General features: G+C 65.4%; 15 protein-coding genes. 6 read left to right on the top strand and 9 right to left on the bottom strand.

The window, feature by feature from the left end; genetic code table 11:
• Positions 1 to 115: 115 nt before the first annotated feature.
• Complete coding sequence (locus XH90_RS02980; protein ID WP_194479138.1) at positions 116 to 1,465, top strand: DUF2235 domain-containing protein; 1,350 nt, start codon at positions 116 to 118, stop codon at positions 1,463 to 1,465.
• 185 nt (positions 1,466 to 1,650) lie between these two features.
• Complete coding sequence (locus XH90_RS02975) at positions 1,651 to 1,902, top strand: PilZ domain-containing protein (RefSeq protein ID WP_194479137.1); 252 nt, start codon at positions 1,651 to 1,653, stop codon at positions 1,900 to 1,902.
• A gap of 189 nt (positions 1,903 to 2,091) precedes the next feature.
• On the opposite strand, the gene XH90_RS02970 is transcribed toward XH90_RS02975, so the two are convergent.
• From XH90_RS02970 to cobS, 6 genes are all read right to left on the bottom strand, one after another.
• Complete coding sequence (locus XH90_RS02970; RefSeq protein WP_194476884.1) at positions 2,092 to 3,057, bottom strand: IS5 family transposase; 966 nt, start codon at positions 3,055 to 3,057, stop codon at positions 2,092 to 2,094.
• 237 nt (positions 3,058 to 3,294) lie between these two features.
• Positions 3,295 to 3,705, bottom strand: a complete 411-nt coding sequence (locus tag XH90_RS02965) for a hypothetical protein (RefSeq protein ID WP_194479136.1) — start codon at positions 3,703 to 3,705, stop codon at positions 3,295 to 3,297.
• Between the two features lie 160 nt (positions 3,706 to 3,865).
• On the bottom strand, positions 3,866 to 4,978 hold the full coding sequence (locus tag XH90_RS02960; RefSeq protein WP_194479135.1) for an NADH:flavin oxidoreductase/NADH oxidase: 1,113 nt from the start codon (positions 4,976 to 4,978) through the stop codon (positions 3,866 to 3,868).
• Positions 4,979 to 5,186: 208 nt separating this feature from the next.
• Entirely contained in the window at positions 5,187 to 6,278 is a 1,092-nt protein-coding gene (locus tag XH90_RS02955) for an esterase-like activity of phytase family protein (protein ID WP_194479134.1), read from the bottom strand.
• Positions 6,275 to 8,176 (bottom strand): cobaltochelatase subunit CobT, encoded by a 1,902-nt coding sequence (gene cobT / locus XH90_RS02950; RefSeq protein WP_194479133.1) that lies wholly within the window; start codon positions 8,174 to 8,176, stop codon positions 6,275 to 6,277. The genes XH90_RS02955 and cobT overlap by 4 nt, the downstream gene beginning before the upstream one ends.
• 54 nt (positions 8,177 to 8,230) lie before the next feature.
• The gene (gene cobS, locus XH90_RS02945) at positions 8,231 to 9,229 is read right to left on the bottom strand and encodes a cobaltochelatase subunit CobS (RefSeq protein ID WP_028141859.1); all 999 of its coding nucleotides are present in this window, start codon (positions 9,227 to 9,229) and stop codon (positions 8,231 to 8,233) included.
• A gap of 296 nt (positions 9,230 to 9,525) precedes the next feature.
• Here cobS and XH90_RS02940 point away from each other — a divergent pair, with 296 nt between their 5' ends.
• Positions 9,526 to 10,185 carry a DedA family protein gene (locus tag XH90_RS02940; RefSeq protein ID WP_194479132.1) on the top strand — a complete coding sequence of 220 codons (660 nt, stop codon included), beginning with the start codon at positions 9,526 to 9,528 and terminating at the stop codon, positions 10,183 to 10,185.
• Between the two features lie 6 nt (positions 10,186 to 10,191).
• On the opposite strand, the gene XH90_RS02935 is transcribed toward XH90_RS02940, so the two are convergent.
• Positions 10,192 to 11,406, bottom strand: a complete 1,215-nt coding sequence (locus XH90_RS02935) for a citrate synthase family protein (protein ID WP_194479131.1) — start codon at positions 11,404 to 11,406, stop codon at positions 10,192 to 10,194.
• Positions 11,407 to 11,488: 82 nt separating this feature from the next.
• Between XH90_RS02935 and XH90_RS02930 the strand changes: the two genes are divergently transcribed.
• Both XH90_RS02930 and XH90_RS02925 read left to right on the top strand, forming a co-directional pair.
• A complete protein-coding gene (locus XH90_RS02930) occupies positions 11,489 to 12,592 on the top strand; it encodes a citrate synthase/methylcitrate synthase (protein WP_194479130.1) in 1,104 nt (367 codons plus the stop codon).
• Positions 12,593 to 12,692: 100 nt separating this feature from the next.
• On the top strand, positions 12,693 to 13,658 hold the full coding sequence (locus XH90_RS02925; RefSeq protein ID WP_194476884.1) for an IS5 family transposase: 966 nt from the start codon (positions 12,693 to 12,695) through the stop codon (positions 13,656 to 13,658).
• 234 nt (positions 13,659 to 13,892) lie between these two features.
• Here XH90_RS02925 and XH90_RS02920 read toward each other — a convergent pair whose 3' ends face one another.
• On the bottom strand, positions 13,893 to 14,525 hold the full coding sequence (locus XH90_RS02920; protein WP_194479129.1) for a J domain-containing protein: 633 nt from the start codon (positions 14,523 to 14,525) through the stop codon (positions 13,893 to 13,895).
• 160 nt (positions 14,526 to 14,685) lie between these two features.
• Between XH90_RS02920 and XH90_RS02915 the strand changes: the two genes are divergently transcribed.
• On the top strand, positions 14,686 to 14,955 hold the full coding sequence (locus XH90_RS02915; RefSeq protein WP_371748380.1) for a BolA family protein: 270 nt from the start codon (positions 14,686 to 14,688) through the stop codon (positions 14,953 to 14,955).
• A gap of 113 nt (positions 14,956 to 15,068) precedes the next feature.
• Here XH90_RS02915 and XH90_RS02910 read toward each other — a convergent pair whose 3' ends face one another.
• Positions 15,069 to 16,373, bottom strand: a complete 1,305-nt coding sequence (locus XH90_RS02910) for an HlyC/CorC family transporter (RefSeq protein WP_194479127.1) — start codon at positions 16,371 to 16,373, stop codon at positions 15,069 to 15,071.
• Positions 16,374 to 16,391 lie beyond the last annotated feature (18 nt).

Raw genomic sequence — 16,391 nt, 5'->3', positions numbered from 1 at the left:
TAGGGCGCATGTTACTATCAATCTCTGGATGTCGCCGGAATTTCTGCCAAAACCGGGCGCGTCGTTTCCCTTTCCGCTATACTCGCCCCGGTAGCATCACCCGGAGGCGCATCCCATGGAGCACTCAGCAAAACCCGACCCGAAAAACCTCGTCATCTGCTGCGACGGCACCGGCAACGAGATCTCGGAGAACATCTCCAACGTCCTGAAGCTCTATCGCTGCCTGCGCAAGACCGACAGGACGGAGCCGCGGCAGATGGTGTTTTACGATCCGGGCGTCGGCACGGTGACGAAGCCGTCGACGTGGCACCGGATCAAGGCCGACGTCAACCTGGTGCTGGGGCTCGCCACCGGCTACGGGCTCGATGACAACGTGCTCTCGGCCTATTGCTTCCTGGTCGAGCATTACGCGCCCGGCGACAAGATCTATCTGTTCGGGTTTTCGCGCGGCGCCTACACCGTGCGGGTGCTGGCGGGGCTGATTCACAAGATCGGGCTGATCTCGCCGGAGCAGACCAACCTCGCGGGCTCGGGCCTCGTCGCCTACAAGCAATATTCCGGCACCGGGCGCGGCAACGATATCTCCGACCTCAGGGATGTCGATGTCGACGACCAGGGGCCGCTGCCGCAGGGCACGTTCGACCTCGCCGCGCAATTCGCGCGCATCACCTCGACGCGCTGGCCGACCATCCACTTCATCGGCGTGTGGGACACGGTGGCGAGCGTGATCGTGCCGCGCGCCGACCGCCTGTTCTTGCCAAGCCTGGAGGAGCTCGCCTTCACGCTGCGCAACCCCAGCGTCGCCATCTTCCGCCAGGCGATCGCGATCGACGAGCGGCGCTGCATGTTCCGTTTGAAAGTGTACGAGGAGCCGCAGGAGTACTGGAGCAACCGCTACGTGCCGGACGAGAAGAAGGTGCCGCAGGACATCATGCAGGTGTGGTTCGCCGGCGTGCACAGCGACGTCGGCGGCGGCTATCCGGAGGCGGAGAGCGGGGAATCGAAATATCCGCTGATCTGGATGATCGAGGAGGCCGCGAAGGCCGGGCTGAACTTCAACCCGCGCACCGTGAACCAACTCGCCTGGGGCATCCAGCGCAAGAACTCGCCGTTCCAGTACGTCCCGCCCGCCTACACCGGCAAGTCGGGGCGCTTGCACGATTCGATGAGCGCGGCCTGGCGCGTGCTGGAATTCATTCCGAAGAGCGCAAAGTACAAGGAATGGCCTGAGCGGAAGGTGGTGCTGGGGTTCTACATTCCCGATTGCGAGCCGCGCGTCATCCCCGACGGCGCGCATGTGCATGAGAGCGTGCTGAAGCGCATGGCGGTGGAGCCGGACTATCATCCGGTGAACATGCCGAAGGAGTTCGTGACGGTGCCGATGCCGGTGGCACCGGGGGTAGATCCGGCTTCGCCTCTCCCGCTTGCGGGAGCGGCCGACGCGCTCGAAGAGCGCGGCGGGTGAGGGCTCTTTCCGGGGATTATCCCGTTGCGGAGGAAATAGCGGGTGGAGCACCCCGCTACCTCCGCATTCTCCGATCGCCGCCACTTTTCATTAAAATTCTCCGCCCGGCCTTAGCCTGATCGCATCACCTCCGCCGGCATCATGTCAGGCGAGACCTCCGCAAGAACGGCGGAGCAGGAGGACACGTGCCACAGCATCCGCGAAAGTTCGCCCGTGTGAAGCCGGCAGGCCTGGTGTCCCGCCAGGCCAAGATCATCACCGACCCGCGCGCGCCTGTGATCCCGTGCACGCTGATCGACTATTCGCCCGGCGGCGCCTGCGTCGATCTCGGCGGGCAGGTGAACATCCCCGATCGCTTCGAGCTGCTGCACGTCAACACCAAGAAGCGCTGCCGCATCGCGTGGAAGCGCGGCACGCGGGTGGGCGTGGTGTTTTAGGCGCGCTGAACGGGCTGCTTTTCAAACGCATCGATGTGAGCCGAAGACGTCGCCAAGCACCCCGCTCGGCTCCCTCCCCCCTTGTGGGCCTGTTGCGCTACTGCCTTTTGATGCGGGAGACGTAAGGAGAGAGGGCGTTGTCGGCCCCGATTGTCGGGCCGAAGCTGTATTTTGCGCCCTTGATGGGCGTCAGGCGGCGATCGTGGCCCACCGCCTCATATTGAACGCGATGGAGGCAAGCAGGACTTGTCCGCGTGCCTTGGCGAGACCGACGTATCGGATGCAGGTGAGCCGCATCCGACGTTTGAGGGTGGCAAAGGTTGTCTCCACCGTTGCCCGTCGTCGTGCGATGAGACGGTTGTAGCGTTTGAGCCTCGGCGGCAGTTCCGGGTGATGCCTGTTGGGACGGCGGGCGATGCGGGGCTTCTTGCCTTCCGCTTTCAGCCGCGCCCGCCGGGCGTGGGTGTCGTAGGCCGCATCGGCCCATACCACGGCTTCGTCGCCGCGGATCAGTTCGTCGGCTGGCGTTGTATCGTTGATATTGGCGGGCGTGGTCAGGACTGAGCGGATCAGACCGGATCCCTCGTCGACACCCATGTGAGCCTTGTAGCCGAAGGTCGAACCACCCTTGCCCTGTCGCTTGGTGAACCGGGCGTCTGGGTCGTTTGATGGACGATCCTCCTTGGGAGGAGCTGAGACGGCCTGGATCAGGGTCGCGTCGAGCATCGTGCCGCGCTTGAGGATGACACCAGCATTCTCAAGCTGGCGGTCCAGCTCGCCAAACAACTTCTCCAGCAGGCCTTGTTCGATGAGTTGATTCCGGAAACGGTTCAGAACCGTATGGTCGGGCGTCGCATCCTCGAGGCTCAGACCAACGAAGCGCTTGAACGACAGCCGGTCGCTCAGCGCTTCCTCAAGCTCGCGGTCCGAAAGACCATAGAGCGACTGCAACAGCAGCGCCCGAAACAGCACCAACACCGCGTACCCCGGCTGACCGGGTCCCTTCTCGTCCCGCAAATGGCCGATCAGCTTCTCGAACCGGTACCACTTGACCAGGCCGGCCAGCCGATCCAGCGACGCATTGGCGCCGGCTCCCTTCGGCATCAGCGCATCTACAAAGCTCGGCTGTCCCGTCTGCTTCACCGCCATCGTCATTCCCCCAAAAGGCTCAACCGCAGGGAATCACAACTGGCGAATTACGCAACAGGCCCCTTGTGGGGGAGGGTTGGGGAGAGGGGTGGCTCAGCAAACGGTGCTGATTGGCGGCAACGGAATCGCGCTGGAGTCGATAGGGCGCGCCGTGTGGCCACCCCTCTCCCTAGCCCTCCCCCACAAGGGGGGAGGGAACGCACCGACAATGCGGCGTGATCTCTCGCAAAAGCAACTACTCCCTCACGCCTTTCGCATCCTGGCCTTCGCGCCCGCGACGATCTGCATTGCGACGCCGCCGATCCAGCCGAGGAACACCAGCCAGGTCAGCGCGTCGTGCGGCTCGAGGCGGAGCACGATGACGGCGACGGAGGCGAGCGCGGTGAGCGTGGCGCAGAGGGTGCCGGCGGAGCTCAGGAGCTCGGCGGCGTCGATGTGGCTGTGCGCGTCGTCGAAGGGGAGTTGCGGCGTGTCGATGCCGAGATAGAAGCCGACGATGCCGAGCAGCATCATCAGCAGCAGAAAGCCCTGCGTGGTGAGCGCGGGTATCGCCGATCCGACATAGGCGCCGACGAACAGCCCGCACGCGGCGCCCGCCATCGCGAGGCCCAATCGCTCGAACACGTGAGCAGTCTTGCGAACACGAAACCGCATGGCGGACCTCCGTGATGCCGCGGATGACAGGAGGTTAGGCCCATTTTGGCCTGGGTGGAAGGTTAGGAGAGTTACGGATGCGCGGGTTCTGTGTTGCTCCCTCTCCCCGTTTCCCGCGGGGGCGCGACGCGCTTCGCTCGCGCGGGAAGGCGAAGGCAGCTCACCGCGCCCCGAACGTGGTCTTGCCGAACAGCGCCTTCTGCGTGGAGGGCTGCGAGCGCCAGTATTGCGGGGGCGCCTCGACTTCGCCGCCGAGTTCGGCGGCGGCGTGCCAGCCCCAGCGGGGATCGTAGAGCATGCCGCGGGCGAGTGCGACCATGTCGGCCTTGCCGCTGGCGACGATCTCCTCGGCGTGCCTCGCTTCCGTGATCAGGCCGACGGCGATGGTCGGCAGGCCGGTCTCGCGCCTGATCGCATCTGCGAACTGGACCTGGTAGCCGGGGCCGAGCGTGATCTTCTGCAGCGGCGAGACGCCGCCGGAGGAGGCATCGATCCAGTCGACGCCGCGCGCCTTCAGCGCCCTGGCGAATTCGATGGTCTGCGCGAGGTCCCAGCCGCCCTCGACCCAGTCGGTCGACGACACCCGCATGCCGACCGGCTTGTCGTGCGGAAACACGCTGCGCACCGCATCATAGATCTCGAGCGGGAAGCGCATGCGGTTTTCGAGCGAGCCGCCATATTCGTCGGTGCGCCTGTTCGAGATCGGCGACAGGAACTGATGCATGAGATAGCCGTGCGCGCCGTGCAGCTCGATCGCGTCGATGCCGATGCGCTCCGCGCGCTTTGCGCTGTCGACGAAGGCCTCGCGGATGCGCTTCAAGCCGGCAGCATCGAGCGCGACCGGCGCCGCCTCGCCCTCCTTGTGCGGCACGGCCGACGGCGCCACCGTCTGCCAGCCGCCCTCGCCCGGCGGAATGAGCTGGCCGCCGTCCCAGGGCTTCGCGCTGGAGGCCTTGCGGCCCGCATGGGCGAGCTGCATCGCGATCGCGGTGTGCGAGTGTTTCCGCACCGAGGCGAGGATCTGCTTCAGCGCGGCTTCGGAGGCGTCGTTGTAGAGCCCGAGGCAGCCCGGCGTGATGCGGCCGATCGCTTCCACATGGGTCGCCTCGATGCAGAACATCGCCGCGCCCGACAGCGCCAGATTGTTGATGTGGGTGAAATGCCAGTCGGTGGGAACGCCGTCTTCGGCCGAATACTGGCACATCGGCGACACCACGAGACGGTTCTTCAGCGTCAGGCCGCGCAGCTTGATCGGGGAAAACAGGGCGCTCATGCGAGGGGGATCCGGGGATGGAGGGATGGAAGCAATTGCATGGAGTGTAGTGGGCGAATGGCGGATTGCGAGTTGCGCAGCGGGCATGGCAGCGCGCGGGGCCATGCATTGCCGCTGGACAACGGTTTCGTGCCCCGGACGCAGCGCAGCGCGCAGCGGTGCTGCTCGTCGGGGACACGAGAGCGCTATCAGGCGGGGTACAGCGAGGCTATTCCACCAGCGTGAACTGCAGCAGCAGGGTGCGCTGGAGCAGCGAGAAATTATCGTCCGACACCATGGTCAGCACGGTCTCGCCCTCCGCCGTGACATGGGCGTCGATGCCTTCCATGTTGTCGACCTCGTGGCCGAGATCGGCCTCGAACAGCACGGGGCCGTCGACCACCGCGCCCGGCGCGATCGCCTTCAACGGCAGCGAGCGGATGCGGATGTTGATGCCGGTGAACCAGGAGAATTTGCGCTCGAGGATCAGCAGCTCTCCGGACGGCAGCAGCACCGCATCGCTGATGAATTGCTTGTCGGTGCGTTTGACGCTGAACTGGCCGGGCGACGGGCCGCCGATCAAAAAGCCGATCAGGTTGCCGTCGGCATCGATGCCGCCTTCCGACATCGCGATCAGCGTGCCCGCGAGCGGTTGCCCCTTCATGTCCTTCGGCACGAACACCAGCGCCTCCAGCCCCTTGTTGGTGGGCAGCTTGCGCAAGCCTGATGGCGTCGGCAGCACCTCGCCGCGGGCGCGCGTGCCACCGCTGGCGAAATCGAAGCGCATGATCTGGTTGACGCGCTCGAGCCCGACATAAACGGTCGAGCCGTCGCGCGCGAGCGACTCGGTATCGTACCAGAGCCGCTTCTCGGTGATCGGCCGGCCCTCGGCGTTCAGCATCGGCGCGGCCTCGACGTCGTCGAGCCCGGCCATCCTGCTGCCGGCATAGCGGATGGCACCGGTGAACCAGGCGCCCTGATCGGACAGCGCGAGGAAGCGCTCGCCCTTGTCGTCGAGAAAGCGCAGGCCGGACAGACCGCCGAAGCCGCGATGCGGCGAAGTCAGGACGAGCCCGCTGCGATATTGCAGGGAGCCGAAGCGCACGCGCGAGCGGTCGCGCGGCTCGAAGGACGGGATTGGCCGCGCGTTGACCTCGATGCTGGCGGGCGCGGTGACGGCGTGCTCGGGCTGCGCCGGCCTTCGTTCCGGCTGCGCCGGCCCTTGTGCTGGCTGCGCTTGCGCGAGCCGAGGCAGAGCGAGAGTGGAAAATCCCGCCGCCGCGTGGCCAATGAAGCTGCGGCGGGATTGAAGCGTGCTCACGAATGCAGTTTGCGTCGCGGGCGATTGGCCGGTTGTGTCGGCGCCGTGTTGGTCTCGCTGAAGAGTTCGGCGAGCTTCTCGGTGATGGCGCCGCCGAGCTCCTCGGCATCCACGATCGTCACCGCGCGGCGGTAGTAGCGCGTCACGTCATGGCCGATGCCGATCGCGATCAGCTCGACCGGCGAACGGGTCTCGATCTCCTCGATGATGTGGCGCAAATGCCGCTCGAGGTAATTGCCGGGGTTGACCGACAGCGTGGAATCGTCGACCGGCGCACCGTCCGAGATCATCATCAGGATCTTGCGCTGCTCGGGCCGGCCGAGCAGGCGCTTGTGCGCCCAGTCGAGCGCCTCGCCGTCGATGTTCTCCTTCAGCAGACCCTCGCGCATCATCAGGCCGAGGTTCTTCCGCGCACGGCGCCAGGGCGCGTCGGCGGACTTGTAGATGATGTGGCGGAGATCGTTGAGGCGGCCGGGATTGGCCGGCTTGCCGGCGGCGAGCCACGCCTCGCGCGATTGCCCGCCCTTCCAGGCGCGCGTGGTGAAGCCCAGGATCTCGACCTTGACGCCGCAACGCTCCAGCGTGCGGGCGAGAATGTCGGCGCAGGTCGCCGCGACCGTGATCGGGCGGCCGCGCATAGAGCCGGAATTGTCGAGCAGCAGCGTGACGACCGTGTCGCGGAACGTCGCCTCCTTCTCGTGCATGAAGGACAGCGGGTGATAGGGATCGGTGACGACGCGCGACAGGCGCGCGGGGTCCAAAATGCCCTCTTCGAGATCGAACTCCCAGGCGCGGTTCTGCTGCGCCATCAGGCGGCGCTGCAGCCGGTTGGCGAGGCGGGCGACGATGCCCTGAAGATGCGCGAGCTGCTTGTCGAGATAGGCGCGCAGGCGCTCCAGCTCGTCATGGTCGCAGAGGTCCTCGGCGGCGATGACCTCGTCGAACTTGGGCGCGAAGGCGTGATATTCGGGCCCGCGCGGCTCGTTCTTGCCGTGCGCGTTCGGACGCGTCGCCTCGCCCGGCGTCTCGTCGTCGCCGAGCTCGCCGTCGTCGAAGGTGTCCGAGGTCGAGGCCTGCGCGCTTTCCATCGCGCTCTCGCTCATCTCCTCGCTGGAGGCCTGCGCCTGGTCGGCGCTCATCTCCTGCGCGGCGTCGGAATCGGGCGAGCCTTCCGCTCCGGACTGATCGTTGTCGCCGTCCTGGTTCTCGTCGTTGTCGTCGTTGTCCTCGCTGTCGGCGTTGCGCTCGTCGCCGAGCTCGAGCGCGGTCAGCAGGTCATGCACGGCGTCGCCGAACTTGGTCTGGTCCTCGACCACGCCGTCGAGCCGGTCGAGCCGCTTGCCGATCTTGTCTTCGAGAATGGGACGCCAGAGATCGACCATCTTCCTGGCGGCCGCGGGCGGCGCGAGGCCCGTGAGGCGCTCGCGCACCAGCATCGCCAGCGCATCGGCGAGCGGCGCGTCGGCGCGGTCGGTGATCTCGTCGAACTTGCCGCGATGGAAGTGATCGTCGAGCATCGCGGTGAGGTTTTTCGCAACGCCCGCCATGCGGCGCGCGCCGATCGCCTCGACCCTCGCCTGCTCCACTGCCTCGAACACGCCGCGCGCGTGCGGATTGCCGGGCATCAGCTTGCGATGCAGCTTTGCGTCGTGACAGGCGATCTTGAGCGCGATCGAATCCGCGTGGCCGCGCACGATCGCCGCATCGCGTTTTGTCATCTTGCGCGCGGGCTCGGGCAGCCGCGCCTTGCCGGGCGCGAGACCCGGGCGCTCGGCCGCGAAGCTCACATCGAGCTCGGGCGACTTCGCGATCGCCTTCAGGCAGGACGCCACCGAGCGCTTGAACGGCTCGGTCGGCGCTTCCTTGCTGTTGCGGAATTTGGAGTTGGAGGTGGTCATGTCACCTTGATCCGTCGCCCCGGCGAAGGCCGGGACGACACACCGAGAGGGAAATCAGGACAGCGCCACGTTGACTGCCGATTCCGGCAGCTCCGCGTTGAAGCAGCGCTGGTAGAACTCGGCGACCAGGGGACGCTCGAGCTCGTCGCACTTGTTGAGGAAGGTGACGCGGAAGGCGAAGCCGATATCGCCGAAGATGTCGGCGTTTTCCGCCCAGGTGATCACCGTGCGCGGGCTCATCACCGTGGACAGGTCGCCATTGGCGAAGGCGTTGCGGGTCAGATCGGCAAGGCGCACCATCTTGTTGACGATGTCGCGGCCTTCCTGGGTGCGATAGTGCTTGGCCTTGGCCAGCACGATCTCCACTTCCTCGTCGTGGCTGAGATAGTTCAGCGTGGTGACGATCGACCAGCGGTCCATCTGGCCCTGGTTGATCTGCTGGGTGCCGTGATAGAGGCCCGAGGTGTCGCCGAGGCCGACCGTGTTGGCGGTCGCGAACAGGCGGAACGCCGGATGCGGCTTGATCACCTTGTTCTGGTCGAGCAGCGTCAGGCGGCCGGAGACTTCCAGCACGCGCTGGATCACGAACATCACGTCCGGACGGCCGGCGTCGTATTCGTCGAACACCAGCGCGACGTTGTTCTGCAGCGCCCAGGGCAGGATGCCGTCACGGAATTCGGTGACCTGCTTGCCGTCGCGGACCACGATGGAGTCCTTGCCGACGAGGTCGATACGGCTGATGTGGCTGTCGAGGTTGACACGCACGCAGGGCCAGTTCAGGCGAGCGGCGACCTGCTCGATATGGGTGGATTTGCCGGTGCCGTGATAGCCGGTGACCATCACGCGGCGGTTGCGGGCGAAGCCGGCGAGAATGGCGAGCGTGGTGGCGCGGTCGAAACGGTAGTCGGAATCGACTTCAGGGACGTGAGGATCGACTTCGGAATAGGCCGGCACTTCGAGATCGCTGTCGATCCCGAACACCTGGCGCACCGACACCTTCATGTCGGGCAAACCGGAAACTTCCTCAACTTTGGACAGGGCGGCGGTCGTCATCAATCCTCCGAGGCCCCGGGCGGTCCCGAGACCAGTTATTTGCACGTTGGCTGCGGCTGGGTGCGGCTGCGAACCTATCAGAGACAACGTGCCGGCAGAAGCCCGCGCGCCAATCAAAGTTCCGTTGTCTTTTCATTTAGATAGGCAAGGAACGCGATTTTGGGAAGGCTGCCCTGCAAATCTCGCCCAAATTTCGCGCCGGACAGCCGCCTGCCCAAGCAAATGGCACTTTCTTGGCCCCGCCTTACTTATGTAAGGGTCTGAACCCGAATGCCCCAGCCCGTGACAGAGACGACGTGACGTCCTTCCTTGATCCCCTGATCTCCTTCGTCTCAGTCCATGCGTGGCTGGCCTATCTGACCCTGTTCCTGGCAGCGCTGCTCGAAGCTGTGCCGGTGGTGGGATCGGTGATCCCGGGCTCGACCATCATCCTGGCGCTGAGCGCGCTGGTTCCCGGCGGAGAGTTGAAGCTGCAATGGGTGCTGCTGGCGGCCGTCACCGGCGCCGTGCTCGGCGACGGATCGGCTTACTGGGTCGGGCATCGGCAGCAGCGCGAAATCCTCGACACCTGGCCGCTCGCGAATTACCCGCGCGTGGTCGAGGAGAGCGAGGCCTTCTTCCATCGCTTCGGCACCTGGGCCGTGTTCTTCGCCCGCTTCGTGCCGCCGATCCGCGCCTTCGTGCCGATTACCGCCGGCGCGCTCGACATGGCGCCGGCCAAATTCTACGCGGTGAACATCCCGGCGATCCTGGTCTGGGCGCCGGCCCATGTGCTGCCGGGCGTCCTGGCGGTTTCGGCTCTGCACCAATATGCCGGCCTGCCGCACCATGAGCATATCGGCAAGCACATCTGGATTTTCAGCGTCGTCGGCATCGCGATCGTGCTGGGGCTGGCGATCTGGACCATCCGCCGGAGGCACGGCAGCGTTGTCGCGGCGGCCAAGCCCCGAGGCTGAATTTAGCTAGGCTCCGGCCCTCCGCCCCGGCGCCGGCCCCACATACCGTGCCCGCGGCCGGATCAGCTTGCCGAACTGCAATTGCTCGCTGGCATGCGCGATCCAGCCGACGCTGCGGGCCATCGCGAAGAGCGCGAGCTCGCTGCCTGCAGGCAGGCGCAGCGCGTGCACGAGCACGGCGAGCACGTAGTCGATGTTGACGAACTCGCCGGTCGCCTCCGCAATCCGATCCGGCACCTCTTTCGTGAATTTGCGCGGTGCGCCGGCGCGCGCCAGCGCATTCAGCAACGATTGCGCACGGGGATCGCCGCGCTTGTAGACGCCGTGGCCGAAGCCCGGAAAACGCTCGCCGAGCGCAACGCGCTCGCGCACCATCGGCTCGACGTCGCGATCGACCAATGTCTTGACCAGTTGCGAGGCCAGCACGCCGGCGCCGCCATGCTTTGGTCCTTTCAGCGCAGCGAGGCCGGCGATGACGGAATCGTAGAGACTGAGCCCGGTCGAAGCCGCGCAGCGCGCCGTGAAGGTCGAGGCGTTCAGCTCGTGATCGGCGAGCAGCACCAGTGCACGGCGGATGAGATCGCCCGCATGCTTGTTGTCGGCAGCCCAGGCGCGCGCAATCTGCTGATGCAAGGCGTCGGATGACGGCTCGGAATTCAGCATCGTGGCAACGAGGAGCCGGACGATGCGCGCGCCGACCATCGCGCGGCCATCCGGCGCGCGGGTGAAGGCCCGGGAATCGGCGCTCGTCGCGAGCGCGAGCACGGCGATCGCACGATCGATCGGCGCCGCGCGTCGTGCAGCTTCCGCAATCGCACGCATCTCATCGGAGATTTTCGGCTGATTGTCGGGCGCGAAGGGATCGACGTCGGCGACGTCCCAGAGCAGCGTTGCGGTGTGCTCCAGCGTGTCGTTCTCGGCGAGATCGACGCAGTTGACGCCGCGATAGATGGCGCCTTCCTCGGTGATGGTCGAGATCTCCGTATCCATGACAGGCAGATCGGCATCGAAACTGCGCAAGCCCCGCGGCTCCGGCGACGGCACCCGACGCTCCTTCAGTGCGCGGACATCCTCGGCGCGGTAGCGGTTCTTGCGCGAGTCGGGCGTCGGCTCCGAGCGGATCAGGCCGCGGCTGACATAGGCGTAGAGCGTGGCCGGCGAGATCGCGAGCTCGGCCGCGGCTTCCCGGGCGGAGAGATACAGACCTTCAGAATTTTTCATATTGATTGATGTAATCAAGATTGATCAATCTGTCGAGAGGCCCGATTTTCCCACGGTGCAGTGCAAAAGGAAGATTTGGGCCATGAACATCCACCTCACCAAAAGCCAGATCGGGCTGGACGGCGTTCCCGCAGCCGAAACCGTGCTGAGCCATGTCGATGGCGAGCGCGGCGAGTTGATCATTGCCGGCGAGCATGTCGGCACGCTCGCCTCCGCCTCGAGTTTCGAGGGCGTCACCGCCCGGCTCTGGAATGGCGCCAGCCAGACCACGCTGAGCGAAGCCAATGTGCGGGCGAGCCTGGGGGCGGCGCGCGAGCGCGCCTTTGCTCGGCTTTCCGGCCTGCTGCCGACGACGCAAGGCATGGGGATCGTCGACGGGTTTCGTGCGGCGGTCGCGGGATTGCGCGCCGAGCACGGCCTCGCGCATGAAGCGACCATCGTCGGCGCGTTTCCGGTTATCGCGGGCGCGCTGGTCCGGCGCGCAAAAGGGCTCGATCCGGTCGCACCCGATCCGAACCTCAGCCACGCCGCCGATGCGCTGCGCATGCTGCATGGGCGCGCGCCGGCCGCACGCGAGGTCACTGCGCTCGATGCCTATCTCGTCACCGCCAGTGATCACGGCATGAACGCCTCGACCTTCACCGCACGCGTGGTGGCCTCGACACAGGCCGATCTGTTCGCGGCCGTCACCGCCGGCTATTGCGCACTCACCGGTCCGCTGCATGGCGGCGCGCCGGAGCCGGTGCTGGAAATGCTCGACGCGATCGGATCGCGCGAGCGGATCCAGCCCTGGGTCGATGCGGCGCTGGCGCGCGGCGAACGGATGATGGGCTTTGGCCACCGCGTCTATCGCGTGCGCGATCCGCGCGCCGATGTGCTGAAGACCGCGGTCGAGGCGCTCGCGTCCAACGGCGCCGATCTGCCGTTTGCCGGCGAGGTCGAAGCCTATATCCGCGCAGCACTCCGCAAGAAGAATCCAGAGCGGCCGCTGGAGACCAATGTCGAGTTCTTCACCGCGATCCTGCTCGATGCGCTGGCGATTCCAAGGCAGGCCTTCACGCCGATCTTCGCGGTGGCGCGTAGTGCAGGATGGACCGCGCACGCGCGCGAACAGCAGCGGACGGGCCGGTTGATCCGGCCGAGTTCGTCCTATGTGGGCGCGATGCCGAAGCCATACGTTGCGTGATGAGGTAGCTCGGGTGGAACGAAGCGCTTTCCCTCTCCCCTTGTGGGCCTGTTGCGTAATTCGCCAGTTGTGATTCCCTGCGGTTGAGCCTTTTGGGGGAATGACGATGGCGGTGAAGCAGACGGGACAGCCGAGCTTTGTAGATGCGCTGATGCCGAAGGGAGCCGGCGCCAATGCGTCGCTGGATCGGCTGGCCGGCCTGGTCAAGTGGTACCGGTTCGAGAAGCTGATCGGCCATTTGCGGGACGAGAAGGGACCCGGTCAGCCGGGGTACGCGGTGTTGGTGCTGTTTCGGGCGCTGCTGTTGCAGTCGCTCTATGGTCTTTCGGACCGCGAGCTTGAGGAAGCGCTGAGCGACCGGCTGTCGTTCAAGCGCTTCGTTGGTCTGAGCCTCGAGGATGCGACGCCCGACCATACGGTTCTGAACCGTTTCCGGAATCAACTCATCGAACAAGGCCTGCTGGAGAAGTTGTTTGGCGAGCTGGACCGCCAGCTTGAGAATGCTGGTGTCATCCTCAAGCGCGGCACGATGCTCGACGCGACCCTGATCCAGGCCGTCTCAGCTCCTCCCAAGGAGGATCGTCCATCAAACGACCCAGACGCCCGGTTCACCAAGCGACAGGGCAAGGGTGGTTCGACCTTCGGCTACAAGGCTCACATGGGTGTCGACGAGGGATCCGGTCTGATCCGCTCAGTCCTGACCACGCCCGCCAATATCAACGATACAACGCCAGCCGACGAACTGATCCGCGGCGACGAAGCCGTGGTATGGGCCGATGCGGCCTACGACACCCACGCCCGGCGGGCGCGGCTGAAAGCGGAAGGCAAGAAGCCCCGCATCGCCCGCCGTCCCAACAGGCATCACCCGGAACTGCCGCCGAGGCTCAAACGCTACAACCGTCTCATCGCACGACGACGGGCAACGGTGGAGACAACCTTTGCCACCCTCAAACGTCGGATGCGGCTCACCTGCATCCGATACGTCGGTCTCGCCAAGGCACGCGGACAAGTCCTGCTTGCCTCCATCGCGTTCAATATGAGGCGGTGGGCCACGATCGCCGCCTGACGCCCATCAAGGGCGCAAAATACAGCTTCGGCCCGACAATCGGGGCCGACAACGCCCTCTCTCCTTACGTCTCCCGCATCAAAAGGCAGTAGCGCAACAGGCCCCTTGTGGGAGAGGGGTTCTCTCCGCGCGCGAACCTCGCGCATCTGAATTCGCGGATGCAACCCCTCATCCGGCGCTACGCGCCACCTTCTCCCACAAGGGGAGAAGGGAAGAAAGCGAGCCCCGTAGCCCTCAGGCCTCCCGGACCACAGTCTTCAAATAGTTGTACGCCTTGATGATCTCGATCAGGCGGTCTTCGGTGGAGCGGTCGCCGCCGTTGGCATCGGGGTGGTGCTGCTTGACCAGCGCCTTGTACTTGGTCTTGACGTCGGCGAGCGTGGAATTCGGACCGAGGCCCATGACCTGGAGCGCCTTGCGCTCGGCGTTCATGACCTTGCGCGTTTCGGCCTTGGGCTCCGCCTCCGGACCCTTCCGCCAACTGGCGCGGCCGTTGATCTCGCTGAACATGCTGAACGGATCGGAGGCCATGTCGATCTCGGCTTCCGCACCCTTCTTGCCGCCGTTGGCGCCCATCTTCCAGGTCGGGCGGTGTCCGGTCAGCGCGTCCTTCTGATAGCGCGCAACGGCGTCGGCATTCATGCCTGAGAAGAAATTGTAGTTCTGGTTGTACTCGCGCACGTGGTCCAGGCAGAAGTGCCAGTACTCGCGCTGGTTATCACGGCCCTTCGGCGCGCGATGCGCGCCCTTGTTCTGGCACCCGGCCCACTCGCAGGCGACCACGGTGTCCCGCGGTTTCGCCTCGGGCTGCTTACCCCGCGGCTTCACACGGATGGAGTCGAAGAACTTTGATGAATCGATCGGCATGGCTGACTTTGACTACGCAATGCAAAAACCTTCAAGTCTTGACATCGCAATTAGCTGACTACCCGTAACCGAAGTTTCACTTCGGCGTCGCTTGAACTACGGCCGCCGGAGACGGCCTTATGCAATTGACGGAGCGCGATCGCAGGATTTAATGGCACTCATGGTTATGAAAGACACTATCAGCAACAAGTTGCAGGAAGCTTTCACGCCGGAAAGCCTGCAAGTCGTCGACGAGTCACATTTGCATGAGGGCCACGCCGGCCATCGGCCGAGCGGCGAGACGCACTTCCGCGTCTATATCGTGTCTCGGGCCTTCAAAGGGAAGAGCCGGGTCGACCGTCACCGCATGATAAATGCGGCGCTGGCCGCGGAACTTTCCGGCAGCGTGCATGCGCTGGCCATCCACGCGCAGGCGCCGGGGGAAAATTAGCTCCGTCATTCCGGGGCGGCTCGAAGAGCCGAACCTCAGCTGCGCAATTGCGCACCGGGGAATCTCGAGATTCCGGATTCGATGCTTCGCGTCGCCTCGGAATGACTGAGGCGTTAGAACGACGTCCCCGCCCGTCTCGGCCTCGCCTCTTCCATCTCGGCCTCGCGCGGGACCGGAGAAATACGGAGCGCGGTGATGCGGTTGCGTTCGCGGCGGAGGACGCGGAAACGGAAGCCGTGGAAGGTGAAGCTCTGGCCACGATCGGGGATCGAGCGCGCTTCGTGAATGACGAGGCCGGCTACCGTGGTTGCCTCTTCGTCGGGCAGGCGCCAGTCCATGGCGCGGTTGAGGTCGCGGATCGGCACCGAGCCATCGACCACGACGGAGCCGTCAGGCTGGGCACGTACGCCCGCGACAACCACGTCGTGCTCGTCGGAGATGTCACCGACAATCTCCTCCAGAATGTCTTCCAGCGTCACGAGACCTTCGACTTCGCCATACTCGTCGACGACGAGCGCGAAATGGGTCTTGCGGCGGCGGAACGCCTTGAGCTGCTCGGCGAGCGGCCGCATCTCCGGCACGAACCAGGGCGGCAGCGCGATGGTGGAGACATCGATGCGCGAGGTATCGCCGTCGGAGGCGCGGATCGCGCGCAGCAGATCCTTGGCGTGAAGCACGCCGATGATGTTTTCCGGCTTCTCGCGCCAGAGCGGAATGCGGGTGTATTCGGTCGCCAGCACCTCGCGGACCAGATCGTCCGGTGGCATGTCGGCGTTGATCATCATCATCTCGGTGCGATGGATCATGACGTCGGAGACCTGGAGCTCGCGCAGATCGAGCAGGCCGCCGAGCATGTCGCGGTCCTGCTTCTCCACCTTGCCCTCGTGGTGCAGCAGGTCGACCGCGCCGCGCAGGCGCTCGGTCGGCGACAGGATCGCCTGGTGCTCGCCGGCAAGACCGAAGCCGCGCATCAGCAGGCGGACGATGACCTCGACGATCCGCAGCAGCGGCCCCAGCACATACATCGTCAGCCGCATCGGGCGCGCGACCGCGAGCGCCATGCGATCCGGCGCGTTGATGGCGATGGTCTTGGGCAGCACTTCCGCAAAAATCACGACCAGCGCCGTCATCACGCCGGTGGCATAGAGCACGCCGACATCGCCGAACCATGCGGTGAAGATGGAGGTTGCCAGCGCGGAGGCGCTGATATTGGCGATGTTGTTGCCGAGCAGCAGCGCGCCGATCAGGCGCTCGCGCATGTCGAGCAGCTGCGAGACCACGTCGGCGTCGCGATTACCCTGCTTGGACAGCCGCAGCATGCTGGCGCGCGAGGCGCCGGTCAGCGCGGTCTCGCTCGCCGCGAAGAAGCCCGACACGAGTAGGCAGAGAATGACGATTGTGAATCCGAGCCAGTCCATGAATCACTCGACAGCCGT

Origin of the sequence: Bradyrhizobium sp. CCBAU 53338, assembly GCF_015291665.1 — a bacterium.
In the GTDB taxonomy this organism is placed as follows: Bacteria; Pseudomonadota; Alphaproteobacteria; order Rhizobiales; family Xanthobacteraceae; genus Bradyrhizobium.
Note: the sequence above shows the minus strand (reverse complement) of the source record. Positions and strands in the feature narration are given on the sequence as shown.